Genomic DNA, 21,210 nt, shown 5'->3' on the forward strand with positions numbered 1-21,210 from the left:
ACTTTCGCTCGATAGTGCCGCAAGCATTTCACCAGTAAGCCGACAACAAATGTTCGGGAATGTTATGCAGCGAGATTCATGAGATCCATGTCCAAAATCCTTTAATCATTCTCTAAGGAAGATGTCGAATGGCCTGTGTTAGGATGGCTATATGTCTATTTTTATAATTAAGATAGAAAGGAAAGATGATCGATGATGATGCGGATACAGGGGAATTCATTTGGTCTTGTCCTGATCTGTTTCTTGCTGGTGGCGACGCCTTTGTTGATGATGGTGCCACCCGCAGAGAGAGCGAGCGCGGCGACGGATTTTGCTGGAGGGGACGGTTCGGCGGGCGATCCCTGGCAAATTGCGACTCCGGAGCAATTGAATTTGCTGCGGCATTACTTGGGCAGCGCACATGCGGACAAGCATTACGTGCTGGTTAATGATATAAACCTGCAGCCGTATCTCTCTTCAGGAGGAGAGGGTTATGCGAACTGGGGCGATGAGGGCTGGCTGCCTATTGGAGATGGTGGTAACTATTTCGGCGGCCATCTCGATGGAGACGGACATGTCATTAAGGGGCTATCGATTGACCGTCCGTCGCTGAATTGCGTCGGATTGTTCGGTGTGATGGCGGGAGAAGTCAGGGATTTGGGCATTGAGGATGCGGATATAACGGGCGCTGGTGAAGTCGGCATTCTAGTGGGTAAAATGGGTGTGGGGAATATCAGCGGCAGCTTCTCCACTGGAAGCGTTCTGGGCGGCTACGGTGCAGGTGGATTAATCGGCAAACTGCATGCTGGAAAGTTGACGACCAGCTACAGTACGGCAACAGTCAGCGGCGGGGATTACATCGGAGGATTGATTGGGAGAACATCAAGTGCTTCATCCAGCGAGATCGCGCTCGTCCAAAACAGCTACAGTACGGGAGCGGTAACGGGAAGCCAGCATGTTAGCGGATTGGTCGGAAGTAATAATGGAGATTTCGAGAACAATTACAGCTCCGGCAAAGTAACCGGCAATACGAATGTTGGCGGTATGGTTGGTGATCAAGGCGGCTGGAGTAATTATCTCGGGTTCAGCTACTGGAATACGGAAACGAGCGGAGTGGAAACCTCGCTCGGCGGCGCGAATGTCATCGGTGTTGATACGGCGGATATGAAAAATGAAACGACGTTTGCCGGATGGGATCCCAACGTCTGGGCATTCTCCGAGGGTGGTTATCCGGTGTTGAAGGGCATGTGGGCGGAGCAGCAAGTGGATACGGTTCAGCCGTTTTTAGTGGAAGCGTCGATGGATCGGGATGAGGCAAGCCGATTGCTGCTGGACTTTGACGAGGCGGTTCAAATACTGGATGCCTCGGGACTGACCGGCAAAGTGAACGGGAATCCGGTATCCATCACATACGAGAGCGGAACCGGGAGCAAGCAACTGGCGTTCACACTGGGAGCACCGGTGGTTTATGGCCAGACCATGACGATATCCTATGAAGCGTCGGCGGGTAATGCGGTCGACTTGGCCGGCAATGGATGGCAAGATGTGCTCGAGGCCGCCGTTACAATTGAACTGAGTGATAATGCATCCGTATCAGCCGCAGGGAGTGCTTATGGAGTCGATACGGCAGCGGACATGATTGCGGCTAATGAAACAGGCATCTATGCGGGCGTGACATTGACAGGCGATCTGCTCAGCGGACTTGCCAAGCATGCCGGCGCAGCATGGAAGGTGGTTGGAGCGAGTACAATCATCGCAAATGCTGTGGATTTCGATGGAGCGACAGAGAAAGCATTGGATGATGCTCTTGCCACGGGCGATCAATTGGCGGTGAAAGCGGAGGACGGAACAGTGAGGGTGTACGCCGTTGTTGTGGTTGAGGATACGACCGAGCCTTCTGTCACCTTGGGTACGAATGGTGCGGAAGCCTGGGCCAAGTCTGCTCAAACGACAGTTACGGTCAGCGATGCGGAAAGCGGTGTAGAGCCCTCATCGCTGCAATATGTGTGGTCAGACAGCAGCATTACGCCAGTGTCGGGTTGGATGGCGTTCGATAGCGGGGATACGATCAGCTTATCTGTCGGCGATGGCGATAGGTATCTGCATATCCAAGCCGAAGACGCGGCGGGCAATGTTGTGAATGATGCCTCGCATCGATTCCGCTTGGATAATACGGCGCCTGCCGTCAGCGTGACGATGGAGGGCGGATCGGGGGGCGGCTATGCGAATGATACGTGGACGAACCAGGCGGTTGAGGTAAGTGTTCATGCGGCGGATGTCGGAACGGTGACGGGTGTGACCTATTCCATCGACAGCGGCGTCAACTGGTTCCCGTATGTGTCGGAAGTGGAGCTGCAGGCGGACGGTGTCTATCCGTTGTCGGTTAAAGCTGTGGATGCGGCGGGCAATGAAACAGTGGAACAACGTACGGTGAAGATCAGCACGAGCGGTCTCCTGTTGACACCGACGTTGACGGAAGAGGGAGGCAGTCCCTATACGAGCGGCGAGTGGACGAGCGAGGACGTAACGGTGAGCGTGAACGCCTCAGCAGGGCCGAGCGGCGTCACCTCGCTGACGTATAAGCTGAATGGAGGCGCCGCTCAGCCGTATACGAGCGGACAGCCAATTGTGCTTGATGAAGCGGGGGTACATGCGCTGTTGTTTGAAGCCGCTGACGGCGCGGGCAACTCGTTCTCATTGCCGCTGGCGGTGAAGATCGACCGGACGGGGCCGATGGTGACCTTCGGCACCAACGGAAGCGAGCTGTGGGACGAGTCGGTCCAGACCACGGTCACGGTAACCGATGGGGAGAGCGGCGTAGCGGCTTCATCGCTGCAATATGCATGGTCGAGCGATGCAAGCGCGCCGGCGAACGGTTGGACGGCCTTCTCCAGCGGAGAAGTGCTGAGCCTGAATGCGGTGGATGGCGACTGGCACCTGCATATTCGGGCGCAGGATGAGCTGGGCAATCTCTCCAATGTCGTCTCGGAGCGGTTCCGCATGGATACTTCTTCGGCGGAACTGAGCGGTCTGTCCTTCTCGGAGGGCGAGCTGAATCCGGCCTTCGCGCCGGGTACGACGGCTTATCGCCTAAGCGTACCTTATCGTGCGGACAGCATCACGATTACGCCTGTCATGACGGATGTGACAGATACCGTGACGGCCAGCGTCTATGGAGGGGCATCGCAGAGCCTAACCAGCGGGCAGAGGAGCGGAGCCATTCCATTGCAAGTAGGCGATAATGAAATTTCAATGGTAAATACAGCATTGAACGGCGAGCAGCAGACGTACACGGTGACCGTTACCCGGGTACGAGCACAAGTGTCGCCTAATCTCACTGGCCCGCGAATTGTGGTGGAGCCATCGGGAGAAGTGCGTATCATTGTGGATTATGCATCGGTACGGCGGGATACACAGCCGGATGGCAGAGCCGCAGAGCATGTAAGCCTGCAAGAGTGGATAGTGGAACAAGCGCTGTCGCTGGTCAGCGGGGAGCAACCTCGTATCACCATCGAAATCGATGATTCCACGGGCGTGGTGCAGACGGAGCTGACGGCTGGGGCGCTTGCCAAGGCTTTATCGACTCATGAGAACTTGAACGTGGCTGTGCAGCTTAACGGCTCCAGTTACCAGCTTGCGATTGCCGCTATACAATGGGAAGAGCTGGCGGAGCGTCTAGGCGTACAGGTGGAGGATTTAAAGCTTAAGATCAAGATGGAGGAAGCCGCCGAGTCTCTGCAAGAGGCAGCGAGAGAAGCTGCGGTCGCAGCAGGACATGTACTGGCTGGGGAGGTGGTTGATTTCCAAATCATCGTGGAAGCAGGGGATCAGCAGCTTGCAATCGAAAGCTTCGGCGGCATGTACATGAACCGATCGATTGTGCCTGATGATAGGAATGGGGATGAGCCGCTGCTGGGCGTGTTGTACGATCCGGAAACGAATAGCTTCTATTTCGTTCCTTCGAGCATGGGGGAGCGACGTGACGGATTGGTAGAGGTCATGATGCAGGTGCCGCATAACAGCATGTATGCGTTATTGGAGCCGAGTGAAGCCAGCTTCGAAGATATGCGCGGCCACTGGGCGCGGGAAGATGTTGAGCTGATGGCGTCGAAGCTGATCGTGCAGGGCAAGTCGGCATCGGCATTCGCCCCGGATCAGAAGATCACGCGGGCGGAATTCGCGGCGCTGCTGGTGCGTTCGCTTGGATTGTCTGCTGGCGGGAATGATGATGCCAACAGTGTTGGAGCGGCGCTATTCGCCGATGTGGATACGGATGTCTGGTATGCGCCTGCCGTATATGCGGCCGTGGACGCGGAGATGGTTAATGGCATCTCTGAAGATGCCTTCGCGCCTGATGCACCGATTACACGTGAGCAGATGGCGGTGATGATGGCCAGAGCGATGGCGTATGTTCATCAGCTCGCCGATCCTGAGAAACCGGTCCAATACGGTGCGTTGGACGAGATTGGGGCAGCTGGCGGGGACCAGTTGCAGCAGACGGGACTGGCAGCCTTTGTGGATCGCGGCGAGATTGCGGAGTGGGCGGCGGAAGCAGTAGGCGAGGTTGTGAAGGCTGGCATTATGAGCGGCTTGGATGGATCCCGCATCGCTCCTGCCGCAGATGCAACCCGCGCACAGGCGGCTGTCATTCTGAAGCGATTGCTGCTTCATCTGCAATTTATATCAGATTAGAATTCGCCATAAACAAGCGATTGGAACTAGGGTGATACTAAGACACATTCGTCCCTGACGAGTGTGTCTTTTTGTTTCTGTTTTTCCAGAAAAGAGGGGTCAGCTATACGTTAAACGCAACTATTTTGCCGAATCTGAATAAGCGATCTTGATTGTCCAGTTACTGGAGGTTGTATACTTGGGCATGAGACAGCAAGAACATAATGCGAGGAGGCTTTCTATTAATGAGAACATTCGAAATGGTGACCGGGATCATCAATGTGCTAATGCTCGGCTGGTTCATCCTTCCTGTGAGGAGATCGCAGCGCGCACTGCTTATCGGGCTTGCAGTGTCAGCCATAGCTGTAGTGACGCACGGGCTAATCGAAGGGATGCGCTGGCAGATGATTCCTATCTATGCGATTACCTTTATCCCTATCGTCGTACTGGCGGTTCGATTACTGACCAAGCCGAAGCAGGAGGCGAAGAAGCGTTCGCGGATAAGGCTGGTGTTGGCTGTTGTACTGGCTTCACTATATGCGATTATCGCCATGGCCTTGCCGCTTCTGCTTCCGGTCTTCACCTTCGAGAAGCCGGCGGGCCCGTATGCGATCGGCACCGTGACGTACAATTGGATCGATGAGCATCGAGAGGAGACGTTCACTCCGGAGTCAGGCGACAAGAGGAAGTTGGCGGTGCAAATATGGTATCCTGCCGATAAGGATGCGAGACGGACGCCGGCCCCTTATGTGTCCGACGGGGGAATCTATGCGGAGGGGTTAAGCCAATTCCTGGAGATGCCGAAGCTTCTGTTCACCGCGTTCGGCCATGTGAAGACGCATGCCGCCGTGAACGCGGACATTTCCAATCGGGAATCGGCTTATCCTGTGCTTCTGTTCTCCCATGGATTCGGAATGTACAAGAGCCAGAACAACTTTCAGATCGAGCAATTGGTCAGTCAAGGTTATATCGTGGTAGGGTTCAATCATACCTATAGCAGCGCGGCGACCATCTTCGACGATGGCCAAGTAGCCTACTATGTAGCGCAAGACAAGGAATCTTCCGACTACTTGGATGGGGCCAATGAAGGATGGGTGGAGGATGCGAAGTTCGTCCTTGATCAATTGGAGGAGATAGCCGCGAAGCATTCGGAAGGGCGGTTCGCGGGGCGGATGGATATGGAGAAGATCGGGATGTTCGGTCATTCCTTCGGCGGCGCGACAAGCACGCAGTTGCTGATGACGGATGATCGAATCAAGGCGGCTATTAATATGGACGGAATTCTCTACGGCAAGCTTCGGATTCCCGAGGAAGGCTTGCAGAAGCCGTTCTTGTTGATGAGCGCCGACCGCTCGCTGAGTATTGTGCAGGATATAGCCGACCGGGAGCAAGCCGAGATGATTGCGCGTATGCTGACACGGTACGAGCGTGTACCAGTGGGCGGCAACTACTGGCTAACGATCCACGATAGCGACCATGCGGCCTTCTCCGACTTCTATCTGCTCTCGCCGCTAATTGAACGAATGGCGGGTGTTCATATTCGGCAGGTTCACCGCATCATTAACGACTACTCGCTGGATTTCTTCGATCATTATTTGAAGCAGCAGCCATCCAGGCTGCTGGAGCATAATATTGGCGAGCATCCGGAGTATACGCTACAGCGAGGTTAAGCCTTGTCCATGAATCGTTGAGGGCGCCGAGCCCTCGGCGATTCACAGGTTATTGACGCTGCAGCCTCCATTGCACGCCTTGGTACAACAAGCTGTTCCCTCTGTACAACTGGTGGTATTGCGGGCTAATGATGGCGCATAACGTATTGCACCGCTCCAGATGCTCGGTCTGCGTGCTTTCGCAATACTCTGCGAAGCGGTAGAAGAATTCCTCTTGGGCGCCCTGTTCCTCCGAACTGGCATACAGCCTGACCATATCGTCCACAATGCTCTGAACAGCTTTGCTGCCCGGCGCGTATTGCTCCTTCCATGCATGATTCAGCCGTTCCTGAATCGCTTCCAGCTTCTTCGTCCATACGCCTGCGCGATCTCGAGGCTGCTGCACGACATGCGCGAACTTCGACTCCACCTCTTTAAGGTCCGCCACGAATTGCGGATCGTTCATCAGCTCCTGGAGCTCTTGCCAAGCGGCTGTTTGTCTGGCGGATTCTTTAGGCTGCTGCACGACATATTTGTTGAAAAAAAACAACAGCGGGTCCTTCCATTCTGTCGGAAAGTGCTCGAACAAGCGGGTTTCCTCTACCTTCTCCGAAAGGAATTGCTTGCGTTTCTCGGTATTGATCGTCCGCGCATGGACCAAGTCGTAAATATGCTGCAACGAGTCACCTTTGCGCTTCTTCGCATCACGCAATATCGAGATCATATTGTTAAGCGTGCTGGCTTGTATCTCCAATGATTCGATCTGCCAATCGAGCGCTTTGTCTACGGGGACTTCTCCGGAGATGATCTGCCGGATATCATCAATTCCGAAATCCAGATAGCGCAGTGTGGTCGTCAGCTCCAACCGCCATATATCCTCCGTCGTATATAACCGATGCCCTCCCTCTGTATAACCGGCGGGCTTTACTAATCCGATTTCATCGTAATAACGGACCGTTTTAATGGTAGATCCGATTAATTTGGCGACTTCCCCGATCGAGTAGGTTTTCTCGGTATGCAAATCCGTCACTTCCTTTACTTTTATTGCTAATAGTGCGTGTTCAAAAAGCCCAGTTTTCAGCACCGAGAAGATTGGATGAAACTAGGAAATGAGGAGCGGAGCGTAGTGGAAGCTACGTGAGCACCGGAAGTTCCGGTTGAGTTCAATATTCGATGTCGAATATTCTTCTCGGTATACTTCGTGATCAAAAGTGGGCTTTTTGAACAACCTCTAATATCTATTTTGCTTTCGGAATTCTGAGGGGCTCATCCCCATTGCTTTGCTGAACACCCGGCTGAGGTAGAAGCCGTTCTCATAGCCGCATCTTCCCGCAATGACATCAAGCGTCCACTCGGTAGTCAGCAGCAGTCTGCATGCTTGCTTTACCCGAATCGACGTCAAATATTGCAGAGGGTTGATGCCGTAGCCGTTTTTGAATCTGCGGATCAATTGCACGGGCGTCAATCCGAATTGTTGGGCTACATCCCGGATTTCGATCGCTTCATGGGCATGGTTAGTCAAATATATCGCGACTTCACGAATGAGCTCGTCATTTTTCAATATTGGATCTGCATCGGGAGATTCCAGCGCCTGCTGCGCGAGCATCATCCAGATGTCCGTAAAGTAGTGCTGCTTCAGCTTTTTATTATCGGAGCTGAAGGACAGCTGCAGATCCGCCTGCCTTAAACATTTGTAGTTTTCAGACAGTCGCCGAATCTGGGGCAGTTTTATTTTCCGCTGCGACAGAAGGAGCTGAAGCTGCTGCGGTTCTCCTTCGGGGAGGAGAAACGTAATCGAATGAAAGCTTAAGGCCGTCAGCACATTTCGATGAAACGCAATCTGAGGCGGGCATACGACCACGTCTCCGAATTCGGCCACTCCGTATATTTCTCCTATCTGATACTCGAAGCTCCCTTCCTCCACCGCAAAAAGGACCCACGTCACATAGATGTCCGTTTCCAACAAAAATTTTTCTTTTTTGAGCCAGTACATATGATAGACGAATTCGGGCAAGCCCGCGGGCATTTCGCTTCACCTCGTCAGTTTTTGAAATTTTGGATATGGAAAAGAAATTTTATGAATTCTAATGCATGAATGAAAGATAGTACTATGTAATTAAAGATATCATAGATTGCAGAGGAGTCAAAGGATGATGGGAAGTACTGATACGAAAATGTTGGACACGGACGTTTTGATCGCAGGCGGAGGCATGACTGGAGTGGCGGCTGCATTGGCTGCGGCCCGCAACGGAGCCCGGGTCATTCTATGCCAGGACCGTTCCGTTCTTGGAGGAAACGCGTCGTCGGAGATTCGCATGAATATATCCGGCTCATCCACAATCGGGAAGGAATTGGAGACGGAGCGCAGAGAAAGCGGCATAATTGAAGAGATCGTGCTTGAATGCTCAGTCAGAAATCCGCAGCGGAGCGCAAGCATGCTGGATTTGATCTTATATGAGAAATGCCGCGCCGAACCGAATTTGACGCTGCTGCTGAACACGACGGTAGTCGCAGCCGACGTCGAGGGCTCCCGTATTCGCTCCGCCTATGCGGTGAGAGAAAGCACGGAGGAGAGCTTTACGATCCGGGCTGATATTTTTGCGGATTGTACGGGCGACGGCAGGCTTGGATTTGAAGCGGGCGCTGCGTTTACGACCGGCCGGGAAGCGGTAGAGGAATATAACGAGTCCGGAGCAAGCCGGAACAGAGACGCTTATCGCCTCGGCTCCTCACTTCTGTTCACATCTAAGGACATGGGACGCCCGATGCCGTTCACCCCGCCCGTATGGGCGCGCAAGTTTACGGAGGAGGATTTGCAATTTCGAAACCACGACGCCTGGGAGTTCGGCTATTGGTGGGTAGAATTCGGCGGCACGCTGGATACGATCAAGGATAACGAGCATATCCGAGACGAGCTGCTGGCGATCATGCTGGGGGTGTGGGATCACATCAAGAACAGCGGCAATCACCCCGATTCTGCCAATTGGGCGCTGGATTGGTTCGGTTTCCTTCCGGGCAAAAGAGAGTCCAGAAGATTTATCGGCGAGCACATGCTGACCCAAAACGATATTCAGCAGGCTATCGACTTCATTGATGTAATCGCTTACGGCGGCTGGTCAATGGATACGCATCCGCCCCAAGGCATCGATGCGAAGGACGAGAAGCCGTGCAATCAGCCGTTTACACCTTATCTTTATGGCATTCCGCTGCGTTCGATGATCAGTCGGAACATTTCGAATCTGATGTTCGCCGGCCGCAATTTATCCGCCACCCATATCGCGTTCTCCAGCACCAGGGTCATGGCGACATGCGCGGTGATGGGAGAAGGGCTTGGCACGTTCGCGGCAACGGCGGTGAAGCGCAAGCTTCCGTTGGAACAAGCGTGGCGCGAACGCGGGATTGTGAAGGAAGCTCAGCAGCAATTGCTTCGGCAGGGAGCTTTTTTGCCCGGCATGAAGCTGGAAGGGAATCTTGCGAAGCTTGCCCGGATTTCTTCATCTTCCGAGCAAAAGCAAGGAAAATGCGGTAATGTTGTTGACGGGCATACTCGCGCTGTTCATGGGGAGAAGGGGGTGCGTTCCGATTTGACGAGAGCCGGCACGCATCGCTGGATGTCGGAACCGGGAGACGGAAGTCCTTGGCTGGAGCTGGAATGGGAGAAGCCGGTAACGGTTTCCCGAATTTCGATCGTTCTGGATACCGGCCTTCACCGTTTATTGATGCTATGTCATTTGGACGTGCTGCAGAAGCATATGCAGTGGGGGCGGCCGCAAGCCGAGACGCTGAAGGAGTTCAAGCTGATTGCGCATGACGAACAAGGGAGGAGAGAAATCGCTCATATTACGAATAATTATCAACGGATGCTGCACTTGCCGATAACGCTGAAAAATCTGAAGACGCTCCGTCTGGAGGTTATTTCTACGAACGGGCTGGACCATGCGCGAGTGGTCGAAATCGTTTGCGAGTAACCTGCTTGCTGCAGCGCCCTCGGAAGGAGAATGGGATGAATAACGGCAAAGCCAGTCCTCTCTGGCTCTACATGAGAAAGAACAAGTGGTTGTATATTTTGCTGATACCGGGATTTGTTTATCTGTTTATTTTCAAGTATAGCCCAATGTTCGGCATCGTCATTGCGTTCCAGGATTTCAATTTGCTGAAAGGCATATGGGGAAGCGATTGGATCGGCTTCGAAAATTTTCGCTATCTTTTCCAATCGGACGATTTCTTCACGATTTTGAGAAATTCGTTAATTATAAGCTTTTATCAAGTGTTATTCGGATTTCCCGCACCGATCTTGCTGGCTATTCTGCTGAATGAAATTCGCAATCTGCTATTCAAAAGAGTCGCCCAAACGGTGCTGTATTTGCCGCACTTCATATCATGGGTGGTCATAGCCGGCATCATTGTCAACATGCTGTCCCCGTCGTCGGGCTGGGTCAACCGGCTGATCATCGATTTCGGCGGGGAACCGATTCATTTTCTGCTGAAGCCCGAATATTTCCGGACGATACTGGTTTCCGCGGAAATATGGAAGGAGCTCGGATGGGGAACGATCATTTACCTGGCAGCGCTTACTTCCGTAGACCCGTCCCTTTATGAATCGGCAACGATCGACGGGGCCAATCGGCTGCAAAAAATAGGGTACATTTCGCTCCCCAGCATAGCGACCACGATCGTCATTATTTTGGTCTTGCGGGTCGGAAGTGTTTTGGATATCGGCTTTGAGCAAATTTTCCTGTTATACAATCCCGCTACTTACGAAGTGGCCGATGTGTTTGAAACCTATACGTACCGGGTTGGGTTGTTGGAAGGAAGGCTCTCGTTCACGGCTGCCGTCGGCTTGTTCAAATCGGTAGTCGGGCTCGTTATGATCGTGTTGGCCAACCGGATTGCGCGCCTGTTCGGAAAGTCATTGTGGTAGGAGGGGAAGAGGGAATATGCACAAGAGAATCGAGCTTTTTGACATCGCCGTCTATCTAATTGTGGCTTTGATTTGCGCGGTCATGCTGTACCCCCTGCTGAACGTCGCCGCGGTTTCGATCAGTTCGCACACCGCGTATATGCAGAACCCGATGCGCATATGGCCGAGCGAAATATCGTTCGACGCCTACAAGGATATCCTTTCGCATCCCGTTCTCGCCAGAAGCTATTTGAATACGCTCATTGTTACCGTAAGCGGCGTAGCATTAGGCATCTTTTTGTACATCATTACGGCGTATCCGCTTTCCAAATTGCATTTGAAAGGCAGAGCGATCATGATCAATTTGGTCATCTTCACGATGCTTTTCAACGGGGGACTCATTCCTAACTTTTATTTGATTCGTTCTCTCGGCATGGTGGACACGCTGGCCGCTCTCATTTTTCCCGGGCTGTTCTCTGCGTTCAGCTTGATCCTGATGGTCAATTTTATGCAGAACATTCCGGAGGAGCTGGAGGAAGCCGCGAAGATGGACGGGGCCTCCGAGCCGTTCATTTTGTTCAAAATCGTCGTTCCGCTTTCCATGCCGATTATCGCCACATTGACGCTGTTCGCGGCGGTAGGCTATTGGAACAGCTTTTTCTCGGCCATCATCTATATCCGAAGCGTAGAAAACTGGCCGCTGATGCTGTTTTTGCGGGAGGTCATCGAAGGCGCCAAAATGCTGCAAATATCTGCAGGCGATAACAGCGCCGAGATCGGCAATATGAACGTCATGCCGGAGACTCTGAAATATGCGACGATCATGATCGTCATGCTGCCGATTTTGTCGGTGTACCCGTTTCTGCAACGGTTTTTCGTCAAAGGAATTATGCTGGGGTCTGTAAAAGGTTGATACAAAGGACCCTTGTCATAGATATACATTCAAAGGGAGGCTGAACCAAGATGATGAAGAAAGTATTGGCGGGGCTAGGGGCTGCGGTGCTGCTTGCCGGAATGACCGCTTGCGGAACCAATGACAAGCCTGCGGAGACCGGCGATCCGAAGCAGTCAGCGGCGGTGGAGACCGCCGAAGCCAAAGTAAGCATGAAGATTATGGGCAATTTCGCATCATCCAACTTGTCGGAAACGGACAAGCTGCTGTTTCAATCCATCGAGGAAGCAACGAATACGGAGATCAAATTCGACATTCCGCCGTCGACGGGCTACAGCGAGCGGCTTCAATTATCGCTGACGACCGGCGATTTTCCCGACGTCGTCTATTTCCCGAGTCCTAGCGATGCCGCGTTTTTGAAAGCGGTTAAGGACGGCGTTATCCTTCCGATCGATGACTATCTGAAGAGTGCCGACAACATTAAGAACTATTCGTATGACGTCTCCTGGGACGCTTTGCGGGTAAACAATGACGGCAAAATTTACGGCATTCCGCGGACGACCGTTATCCGCTCTGACGGGTACTGGCTCCGAAAAGACTGGCTCGATACATTGAATATCCAGCTCCCGGACAATAACGAAATTACGCTGGAGCAAATGATCGAGATTATGCGCAAATTTTCGAAGGAAGATCCGGACGGCAACGGGAAGCACGATACGTACGGGTTTGGAACGGCTGCAGGCGGCGATAAATCGCTCAAGCCGATTTTCCAAAACGAGCTCGGCCTTTACGGCTGGCAGGAGTCCGGCGGAGGCGAGTATAAATACATGAATCCCCAATACGATGTGAACTCCGATCAATATACGAAGGCTTTGGAATTAACGGCCAAGCTGTTCAAAGAAGGGCTGATCGATCCGGATTCACCTTCGATCGACGCCACGAAAACGCTGGAACGGTTTCAAAGCGGCAAAACGGGTGCAATCGACGGGTTTGCAGGTCATTACGAAACCTTCCTGAGTGCCGGTAAAAAGATCAATCCGAATTTCGAGCTTGCTTATGTATTCGTTAAGAACGAGCAAGGCGAGATGAAGGGACTGGGACAAGGAACAGGGTTGTGGGGCTTCTGGGCGGTAACGCGCAATGCGAAGGACCCGCAAAGAGTGGTCGACGTATTCGACTACATGCTTTCGGACAAAGGCTGGGATTCCATCTACACCGGCGTGGAAGGGCATGATTTCAAGGTGGAAAACAACAAGCGCGTCTACGCGGAACCGCCGCTGGAAACATTCGTCCGCAAAAATATGGTTCGCCGCGCCAACGACTACATGTTCTTCATTAATCCGGCTATGTCGGAGGAGCTGAAGCAGATGCTCGTGCCGAATATCGAGAAGGCCGTAAAAAGGATCGTGATGTCCAAGGACCGGGACTTCACGCCGCCGATTGCGAAGACGCCGCCTTACCTGGATTTCAATAAAAAGTTCAGCGAGGTTACGACGAAAATTATTATCGGCGATGCGGAGCCTTCCGAGTACAAGAAGGTGCTGCAGGACTGGCATACGAAATTCGGCCAAACGTATTTGAAGGAAATGAACGATTATATCGCCCAAATGGAAAGCAAGTAGTTATGCAGAAAGATTGTTCGCACTTCTTTCCGGGAGTGAAACAATAAAAAATTGGCTATTAGGCCGCAGCCTCTCGGAATGATCGTTCCGTTCCGGGAGGCTCAAAAAAGGAGGATTTGAATGTGAGCTTGCTGAAAGGAAAAAGATTTGTTTTGCTGTTGATTTTCGTCGTGGCCGTAACCCCGCTGCTTATGACCGCCGGGCCGGTGAGCGCCAATGATCAGAGCCCGGCGCATGAGGCAGGGAAGAAGCATGGGCAAGATGGTGCGGAGCAAGGCGTTGTGCTTGTGAGTGACGGCAACCCTTCGGCCACCGTTGTGACGACGGTATCTACTTCCGATTTGGAGCAAAAGGCGGCAACTGAGCTGGTGAACTACATAAAAAGCATGTCCGGGGCGGAGCTTCCCATTGTAACGAATGAGGAAGAGGCAGCCGGAACGAAAATCTATATCGGAGGGGCAGCGCCCGATATCGACTTGAACGCCATCCGTCAAGGCGGAGATGATCCCGCATCTTTCCGACTTGCATCGGCGGCGAATGCCATCCAATTGTATGGCCTCACGGATCAAGGCACGTTATTTGCCGCTTTTGAGCTTCTTGAGCAGCTAGGCGTACGTTGGTTCATGCCTGGAGATCTAGGCACAGTCATTCCGTCGAAGAAAACGATAGCGCTTTCATTGCAAGATACGATTCAGCACCCCGGCTTTTCGACCAGGACGATGCAAGCAACAGAAATGTATCAAAAACCTCCCGGACTACCAAACGGAGTCAATTTGAATGAAGGCAAGCCTTGGGTTGAGCATATGCGGCTGAATCAAAAGTATTACGGAACGCACGGCATTCCGTGCGCCATCAGCTCAAAGGATCGGCCCGATCTGTTCCTGCCGAACGAGAATGGAACGCCGACGAATCAATTTGACGTCACGAAGCCTGAAGTTCTAGACTGCGTCGTACAGAGCTCGATACAGAAATTGCAGCAAAATCCGAATCTTAAAGTGCTGAGTATGGGGCCGAACGACGGTCTTGTGAAGGTGCTTCATCCTAACCCTGACTGGGATGGGGATGACTGGGATGCCACGCACGACACCTTGTCGTTAACGGATCGGTACGTGAAATTTATCAATCTTGTTTTGGAGCAGCTTGAGCAAGCCGGATTTCCGGATATCAGCATCGGCTTTACCGCCTATGATACTTACTATCAACCGCCGGTTCGGTGGACACCGCATTCGAGGCTGATCCCGGTCATCGCTTCGATTACGATAGACCGCTACCATGCCATAGACAATCCGCTTTCCTGGGAGCGCGGCCATCTGAAAGATATAATCGACGGTTGGCGGAACCTTGGGGTTAAACCTCAGATTTACCAGTATCTCTATAACCTTGCCGATCCGGGCCTTCCTTTTTCGCCTGTCGATCAGGTAGCCAGCGAGTTTAAGTACTACAAGCAGAACGGGATTACCGGCATACGCGCCGAGAACTTGCCGGCCTGGGCTTATCATGGTCCGGGACTTTATCTGGCGGCCAAAATGATGTGGAACCCGGATTTGGATATCGAGGCTTTGCTGGACGATTACTATACGAAGTTTTACGGTCCGGCAGCCGAGTCGATGCGGGAGCATTTTGAAACGCTGGAGCAGGCTTTTGCCGAGGCTGATTATTTTGTCGGAAACATCTACGATTTCCCTCACATTTTGACGGACAAGGTCAGGAAGGAAATGGAGAAGACGTTAGGCAAAGCCGAGAAGGAAGCGAATAAGTCAAGCGATCCGGTTTACGGCAAACGTGTTGCAATGGTGCGGCTTGCTTATAGCTTCGGCGACAATTTCCTCGGCATGATGGAGAACATCAATCGTTTGAATTTTGTCAAGGCGAAAGAGCAGTTCGATCGGATCTATGCGCTCCGGAATGTAGCTGTACTCCATTCTCCCATCATTTTGAATCCGTGGGCATCGTTTCTGTATACCGATATTTTCTGGAAGAAGATGGTGACGGAAGGCGAACAGCGCGTTACCGGGGGAAATCGGGTTGTCGCCCAAATGCCTGATGAGTGGAATGTCATGCTGTTACCGCACGATAACGGAGATCTGTTAGGTCTGTGGAAGCCTGGCCTGGGAACGAAGTCGTGGATGAAGCTGAAGACGTATTCCGAGACCTGGTCCAGCCAAGGACTTCGCTATTACAAAGGGCACGCATGGTATCGGACGGAAGTAAAAGTAGATAAAAAGTTCGACAACGGCAATCCGATTCGCCTATGGTTCAGCAGCATCGATGAGACGGCCCGTGTGTGGATGAACGGACAAGAGCTGCCGTTAGTGAAGAAGGGCAGCGGGTTAACATCGCCATGGGAGTTTGATGCAACGAACGCTATCCAATTCGGACAGTCCAATTTGATCGTCGTTGATGTAGGCAATACCATACTGGATGAATTGGGTACAGGCGGTATTACGGGTCCGGCGATGCTTTGGGAGGCCGCATCCAACTAATCTTCCGGTACCGGCACTGAAGTAGAGCTGCAGCTCATGCTCATGCGCGACGAACCGGGCGTGTTATCACGCCAATCCCCCGGATTGAACGGAAGTGTCGCGCTTGAGCGGGGCGCATGGCATGGCTTGAGGACTAACAATCATAGGATTGAGGGAGGATTCGGCATGTCGGATAATCGGATACCCGACCGCGAGAACCGTGAGGCGGCAGCGGGGGAGCAAGTAGGCGAAAGCACCGGGAACAAAGAAGGAATGGAGTCATTCGCGGAAACGGACGGCAAAATAACTCGCCGGAAACTGCTCGCCTCCTTAGGCATAGCAGGCGCCGCAATCGCGTTTTCCGGGCCTGCCGCTTGGGGAAAAGCGGCTTCCGGGCCTCCGGCCTGGGGAAGACCGTCAACCCACCCATCGGTTACGGAATCGGTTTATGGGGACCCGGTCTGTGAGTCAGTTGGCTTGGAAAGCATTGCTGACATGTTAGCTATCGTTCATCCACAGGATGGCGCTTGGGTCTATGTAAAGTCGTATTTCGCCGGAAATTATGCAGGCGGCGGTATATTTACGTGGAACGCGACAAGCATAGCGAATGACAACGGTGTTACCGTTTTTTCACAACCCGGTACAGCTGCGGGAAGATGGTTGCGAGCAGTTGATGAAGTCATTACGCCTTATGACGCAGGAGCGGTAGACAACACGGATGCAAGTGATGCGCTTGACCGCTTTGCGGCCTTTGTAGATGCTGACAATGGCAAAACAAAAATAAGATGTGTTGGTAGCTTTACGATCAGCAGACCGCTTCATTTTGAATGTAACGGACAGACAGCCCTTCATTGGGATTTAAAGCTGACAGCCGTTAATGCTATGCGTTACATGATCGCTTTGCGAGGTTCAAAGGTTGTTGGTTCGGGAACGATTGAGGTTGTCGGGACTGGTTCTGTTAATCAATATAACACAATGACGGTTGAGTATGGCGTTGTTATGAACGGGGTGCAAAGTGCAAAATTGCCGGCAATAAAAACAAGTCTAATGAAGTATTTCGGCATTGTAATGGATGAAAACGGCTTAATCGGCATCCCGGTTCAATCGCCCGCCTATCACAACAACACTTGCGCCGAGATTGAAAGCATTTTTGCGAGGGATTGCGGTTGCAGTCAAATCACGCCGTGGTCGAATCACAATACGTCTTTTACTTACTCCAATCCCGTTCACACCGGTGCATCCGGAGTGCCGAACCAACGAACGACAATTACAGTTTCAGCACTTCCGTACGATAATAACCTCATAGGAAGTCCTGTTCATGCTGTCATTAATGGCAGGACATACAAAGTCGAATCAACAGATTTTACGAATAAAACCGTATCTCTGTTCCCCTGGATGGAAATCGCGGAACCAACAAGCGGAGAAGTGAAGCTTATTTTCGGCGGTGCTTTGTATAATGTAGGAGCAAACGCCGGACCGGCAAAAATAGGTTCGATTGACGCAATCCGATGTGGTACTGGTGTGTTTGATGCAGCATTGTACGGTGCAAATGTGACTTCCATTACGACACAATTTTGCGGTATCGGTTCTGTAGTCGGGTATTCGGGCTCATCTCTGTCTCCACAATCGAGTGCTTATATCGGTTTTTACACAGAAGCGGTTTTTAGAAACATTGTTTTTGTAGGATCAGGTTCATGCCAGATTTTGAATCGTTACGGTGCGTTTCATGGGGAACCGTTTGTGAATTGCGAGAGAATAGCGCCAAACAATCGAACTGGCGATTATGGTGCGTTTGCGGACACAAATAGTTGGAAGCGCTTTTATATGCCGAATGCAGTCGATAATATGTTGGATGGTGCGTACTATAAGGGGAAAAGCAGAAACCAAGATTTAGCAAGTGCATCGATATCTATTTCGCCAAAAGGTGTTGTACCCCGGTTATATAAAAAAAATGCGTGGACGGTTAACTTGCTTGATGCAGAGACTGCAAATAAATACAAGGGGGTTGATGATGCCATTATCGGTTTTATTGGAACCGGCACGAGTGGTGCGCCAACTGGGATGTTTACATTTAACCCGCCTTCCGGTTGGAAAGTAAATGGGACATCAAGCGTAGCCTTTAGCGGTTTTGGCGGGCCGGCAGTGTTTTTGTGCTATTGGGAAATAGCTTCTAAAAATATCATGGTCAGTCTGCTATCGCAAAAAACGGTCATACAAGAAGACAGTACGGCAGGAGACGTTGCAACATTGAAAAATGACTTCAATGCTCTCCTGTTAAAACTAAGAAATGCTGGAATGATGTCTTAAATTCGCACTGCATCGCAACGTAACGGGACGGCGAATTCTGATCATTTTCCTTGACCCCGAATATCCGGTTGAAGTATATTATTTGTGTCTAAAGTGTGAAAGGAAACAAGTGAAGGTAATAGAATTGAATCATATACTGGATGACGATGAGGGGGAAATTAAAATGGGGACAAGCAATCCTGTAACGATTACAGTGGAAGCCATCGTTCAAGCGCCGGTTGAGCAAGTATGGACATATTGGACGGAGCCGGAGCACATTACGAATTGGTGTGCGGCATCCGATGACTGGCATGCGCCGAGAGCCGAGAATGATTTAAGAGCAGGCGGGAAATTTGTCACAAGAATGGAGGCGAAGGACGGCAGCTTCGGCTTCGATTTTGGCGGCATATATGATGAAGTGAGGCGTAACGAATTCATCGCGTATACGATGGAAGACGGAAGAAAAGTTACGATTACGTTTACTAGCCAAGGCAATGCGACCAAGGTGGTGGAAGTATTCGACGCGGAGACGACCAATCCCGTTGAGATGCAGGAATCGGGATGGCAGGCGATATTGAATAATTTCAAAACGTATAGCGAGGGCTCGAAGGAAAGCTAGAAGCAGTTACGGCTATACGAAAACGAACTCCTTTGCGGAGTGTCATAAGCATTGCCAGGAGATGATGTCTGTACAGGCATCATCTCTATTTGTTTATGAAATGCTTCATAGATGCTGACCGCCGCGTTTAGCAAGAATTATTGACGGCAGGAGACGAGCACTAGAGGCTTGAACGTCTCCCTATTCATTGACCAGGCACGACTGCCGCTTTATGTTCATGAAGAGGATAAAAACCGCGCTGCAACTGATCGATCGTATAGCCGAAGTCCATTTGCAAATGCGGATAGTCCTTGAAGCTCTTCCAATCCCCGCCCCAACTGAACCCCAGCCCTTTCGCAACGGCTACGACCTCCAGCCAGTCTGCATGCTTGTTGCGGTTCCCGTCGTATTCCAGATCCCATATCAGCTTCCCCTTCTCCGTCTTCAGGGCGAAATCGATGGCCATGCCGTAATTATGATAGGATTGTCCGCCCTTTGCATGTGTCACAATCGGACCGTGCGCTGTTCGTCCTTGCTGGAATAAGGCGTTCTGCTCGTCATGGCTGCGGAACCCGTCTGTTATGACGACATGGATGCCCAGTGCTGTACATTTCTTCACCAGTTGCTCGCTAAGTTCATTCACGACGGGATGCAAGCCGGTTATGGCAGGCGGCTTCTGCTTCGTCCATGGCAGCAGTCGCTCCACGGCTTCGAAGCGGTTGACAAGCAGGGCCGCAAGCACGAATAGAATGAGCAGCATGAGCAGGGCATTGCGTCCCCGGCGCTGGCGAGGCGACGGTCTAGGCGGCGGTGTATGCAGCTGTGGCGGCGAATAGGGGGGCATAGGCATCTCCTTGCCAAGCGGACGGAATGAGAGCGTCATGCCCGCTTGTCTTCTTCGTTTCTATTATTATATTACGACTGCATTCATAGATTCCAAAAAAAGTTTCCAAGCTCTAGCCGAGGAATCCTGGCCTGCAGATACGGAATAAGCTGCTTTCCGAGCTCTAGCCGAGGAATCCTGGCCTGCAGAGTCGCAGTAAGCTGCTTTTCAAGCTCTAGCCGAGGAATCCTGGCCTATGGCCAGCTTCAAATGCGGCGCACCGTCTCTCCTTCATAGAACCCGCCTTGAAGCAAAATGTGCTCGTAGGGCAGATGAGGGTTGGCCAGCCGCCATAGCATGCGCTCGGCGCCGCGAATGCCTGCTTCCCGTATGAGCAGCTTGGGGCGTGTCAGCTGCGGCAGAAATTCATTGCGCGTATGTTCCAAGCTAACTAAAGAATAGTCGTGCGGGATCTGCTTGCCGTTCATGCTGCAGGCATGATATACCCATGCTACTTGCTGATTGGCGCCATTCAGTATCGCTGTCACTTCACGCCTGGCCAGCTTCTCCGAGATATCCGCCATCCACTCTTCCTTCCGTTGGTATCTGCCCGTGACATGCTCGCTACTGTCCGTATCGATGCCCGCCTCCTTCAACGCAGCTACGAATGATTGCCAGCGCAGCTTTAGGCCTCTGTGATGATCGATCGAGCCCACGTATAGCATTTCCCGGTGGCCATGCGCCAGCAGGTAACGAACCGACTGGTGAATGGAGGTTCCTACGTCCCATACGACACTGTCTACTTCTGCGGCAGGAAGCGGGAAGTTGAGCATGACACGTGGGACGGGCAGTTGCAACAGCTTCTGCTCCAAATGCGATTCTATCAGCGGCGGTATGAATACACCGTCCGCATGTCTCAGATGATGCCTCTCCGCCCACTCCTCGAACGACTCTTCCTGGTCGTGTTCAAATTCATGAGGCAGCAATACGGTTTCGATTGTATGGCCGTGCTCAGACAGCTTCTCCTGCAAGCCCCCCAGCAGCAGCTGATTCATATCGGAGGATAAGGCCCCGCTTGTAATGACCAGCTTAAAGTTTCTCTGCTTGTGTGAGAATATCGGAATGTTCTCCATTGCAAGCGTACGCTCCTGATCCTTCGTGCGGTAGCCTGCCTTCCTGGCAGCTTGCAGCACCGCTTCCCTGGTTTCCTCCGACATCCCAGTCAATCCGCGAAGCGCTTTGGATACTGTATGAACGGACAAGTGAAGCTGCTCCGCAAGATCTTGCAGTGTGACCGATTTTTTGCGCGGCATCGTTCTGCTCCTTCA

General features: G+C 52.1%; 13 protein-coding genes. 9 read left to right on the forward strand and 4 right to left on the reverse strand.

The features are described from left to right. Positions 1-192 precede the first annotated feature (192 nt). The gene (locus tag M6D81_RS25715) at positions 193-4,671 is read left to right on the forward strand and encodes an S-layer homology domain-containing protein (RefSeq protein ID WP_262680038.1); all 4,479 of its coding nucleotides are present in this window, start codon (positions 193-195) and stop codon (positions 4,669-4,671) included. Positions 4,672-4,895: 224 nt separating this feature from the next. Continuing rightward, on the forward strand, positions 4,896-6,320 hold the full coding sequence (locus M6D81_RS25720) for an alpha/beta hydrolase (RefSeq protein WP_262680039.1): 1,425 nt from the start codon (positions 4,896-4,898) through the stop codon (positions 6,318-6,320). 49 nt (positions 6,321-6,369) lie between these two features. Here M6D81_RS25720 and M6D81_RS25725 read toward each other — a convergent pair whose 3' ends face one another. Continuing rightward, a complete protein-coding gene (locus M6D81_RS25725) occupies positions 6,370-7,329 on the reverse strand; it encodes a MerR family transcriptional regulator (protein WP_262680040.1) in 960 nt (319 codons plus the stop codon). A 201-nt stretch (positions 7,330-7,530) separates the two neighbouring features. Continuing rightward, positions 7,531-8,325, reverse strand: a complete 795-nt coding sequence (locus M6D81_RS25730; RefSeq protein ID WP_262680041.1) for a helix-turn-helix domain-containing protein — start codon at positions 8,323-8,325, stop codon at positions 7,531-7,533. Positions 8,326-8,449: 124 nt separating this feature from the next. Here M6D81_RS25730 and M6D81_RS25735 point away from each other — a divergent pair, with 124 nt between their 5' ends. From M6D81_RS25735 to M6D81_RS25765, 7 genes are all read left to right on the forward strand, one after another. Next, positions 8,450-10,267, forward strand: coding sequence for an FAD-dependent oxidoreductase (locus tag M6D81_RS25735; protein WP_262680042.1), 1,818 nt, complete (start codon positions 8,450-8,452; stop codon positions 10,265-10,267). A 35-nt stretch (positions 10,268-10,302) separates the two neighbouring features. Further along, entirely contained in the window at positions 10,303-11,220 is a 918-nt protein-coding gene (locus M6D81_RS25740) for an ABC transporter permease (RefSeq protein ID WP_262680043.1), read from the forward strand. Between the two features lie 16 nt (positions 11,221-11,236). Beyond that, positions 11,237-12,112 (forward strand): carbohydrate ABC transporter permease, encoded by an 876-nt coding sequence (locus M6D81_RS25745; RefSeq protein ID WP_262680044.1) that lies wholly within the window; start codon positions 11,237-11,239, stop codon positions 12,110-12,112. Between the two features lie 50 nt (positions 12,113-12,162). Beyond that, positions 12,163-13,713 (forward strand): extracellular solute-binding protein, encoded by a 1,551-nt coding sequence (locus M6D81_RS25750; RefSeq protein WP_262680045.1) that lies wholly within the window; start codon positions 12,163-12,165, stop codon positions 13,711-13,713. Between the two features lie 122 nt (positions 13,714-13,835). After that, the gene (locus M6D81_RS25755) at positions 13,836-16,196 is read left to right on the forward strand and encodes a DUF4838 domain-containing protein (RefSeq protein WP_262680046.1); all 2,361 of its coding nucleotides are present in this window, start codon (positions 13,836-13,838) and stop codon (positions 16,194-16,196) included. A 165-nt stretch (positions 16,197-16,361) separates the two neighbouring features. Then, entirely contained in the window at positions 16,362-18,482 is a 2,121-nt protein-coding gene (locus M6D81_RS25760) for a hypothetical protein (RefSeq protein WP_262680047.1), read from the forward strand. 163 nt (positions 18,483-18,645) lie between these two features. Beyond that, entirely contained in the window at positions 18,646-19,080 is a 435-nt protein-coding gene (locus M6D81_RS25765) for an SRPBCC family protein (protein WP_262680048.1), read from the forward strand. Between the two features lie 184 nt (positions 19,081-19,264). Here the strand turns inward: M6D81_RS25765 and M6D81_RS25770 are convergent, their stop codons facing one another. Together M6D81_RS25770 and M6D81_RS25775 are read right to left on the reverse strand one after the other, a co-directional pair. Continuing rightward, entirely contained in the window at positions 19,265-19,942 is a 678-nt protein-coding gene (locus M6D81_RS25770) for a M15 family metallopeptidase (protein WP_262680049.1), read from the reverse strand. Between the two features lie 206 nt (positions 19,943-20,148). After that, a complete protein-coding gene (locus M6D81_RS25775) occupies positions 20,149-21,195 on the reverse strand; it encodes a LacI family DNA-binding transcriptional regulator (RefSeq protein WP_262680051.1) in 1,047 nt (348 codons plus the stop codon). Between the last annotated feature and the right edge of the window lie 15 nt (positions 21,196-21,210).

The organism is Paenibacillus sp. J5C2022, from assembly GCF_025567625.1.
Lineage (GTDB): Bacteria > Bacillota > Bacilli > Paenibacillales > Paenibacillaceae > Pristimantibacillus.

What these genes read in the sequence shown, in the direction of transcription:
- M6D81_RS25730 (WP_262680041.1), bottom strand. Translation starts at nt 8,325, where the DNA reads ATGCCCGCGGGCTTGCCCGAATTCGTCTATCATATGTACTGGCTCAAA.
- M6D81_RS25715 (WP_262680038.1), top strand. Translation starts at nt 193, where the DNA reads ATGATGATGCGGATACAGGGGAATTCATTTGGTCTTGTCCTGATCTGT.
- M6D81_RS25735 (WP_262680042.1), top strand. Translation starts at nt 8,450, where the DNA reads ATGATGGGAAGTACTGATACGAAAATGTTGGACACGGACGTTTTGATC.
- M6D81_RS25745 (WP_262680044.1), top strand. Translation starts at nt 11,237, where the DNA reads ATGCACAAGAGAATCGAGCTTTTTGACATCGCCGTCTATCTAATTGTG.
- M6D81_RS25740 (WP_262680043.1), top strand. Translation starts at nt 10,303, where the DNA reads ATGAATAACGGCAAAGCCAGTCCTCTCTGGCTCTACATGAGAAAGAAC.
- M6D81_RS25720 (WP_262680039.1), top strand. Translation starts at nt 4,896, where the DNA reads ATGAGAACATTCGAAATGGTGACCGGGATCATCAATGTGCTAATGCTC.
- M6D81_RS25750 (WP_262680045.1), top strand. Translation starts at nt 12,163, where the DNA reads ATGATGAAGAAAGTATTGGCGGGGCTAGGGGCTGCGGTGCTGCTTGCC.
- M6D81_RS25770 (WP_262680049.1), bottom strand. Translation starts at nt 19,942, where the DNA reads ATGACGCTCTCATTCCGTCCGCTTGGCAAGGAGATGCCTATGCCCCCC.
- M6D81_RS25775 (WP_262680051.1), bottom strand. Translation starts at nt 21,195, where the DNA reads ATGCCGCGCAAAAAATCGGTCACACTGCAAGATCTTGCGGAGCAGCTT.
- M6D81_RS25765 (WP_262680048.1), top strand. Translation starts at nt 18,646, where the DNA reads ATGGGGACAAGCAATCCTGTAACGATTACAGTGGAAGCCATCGTTCAA.
- M6D81_RS25760 (WP_262680047.1), top strand. Translation starts at nt 16,362, where the DNA reads ATGTCGGATAATCGGATACCCGACCGCGAGAACCGTGAGGCGGCAGCG.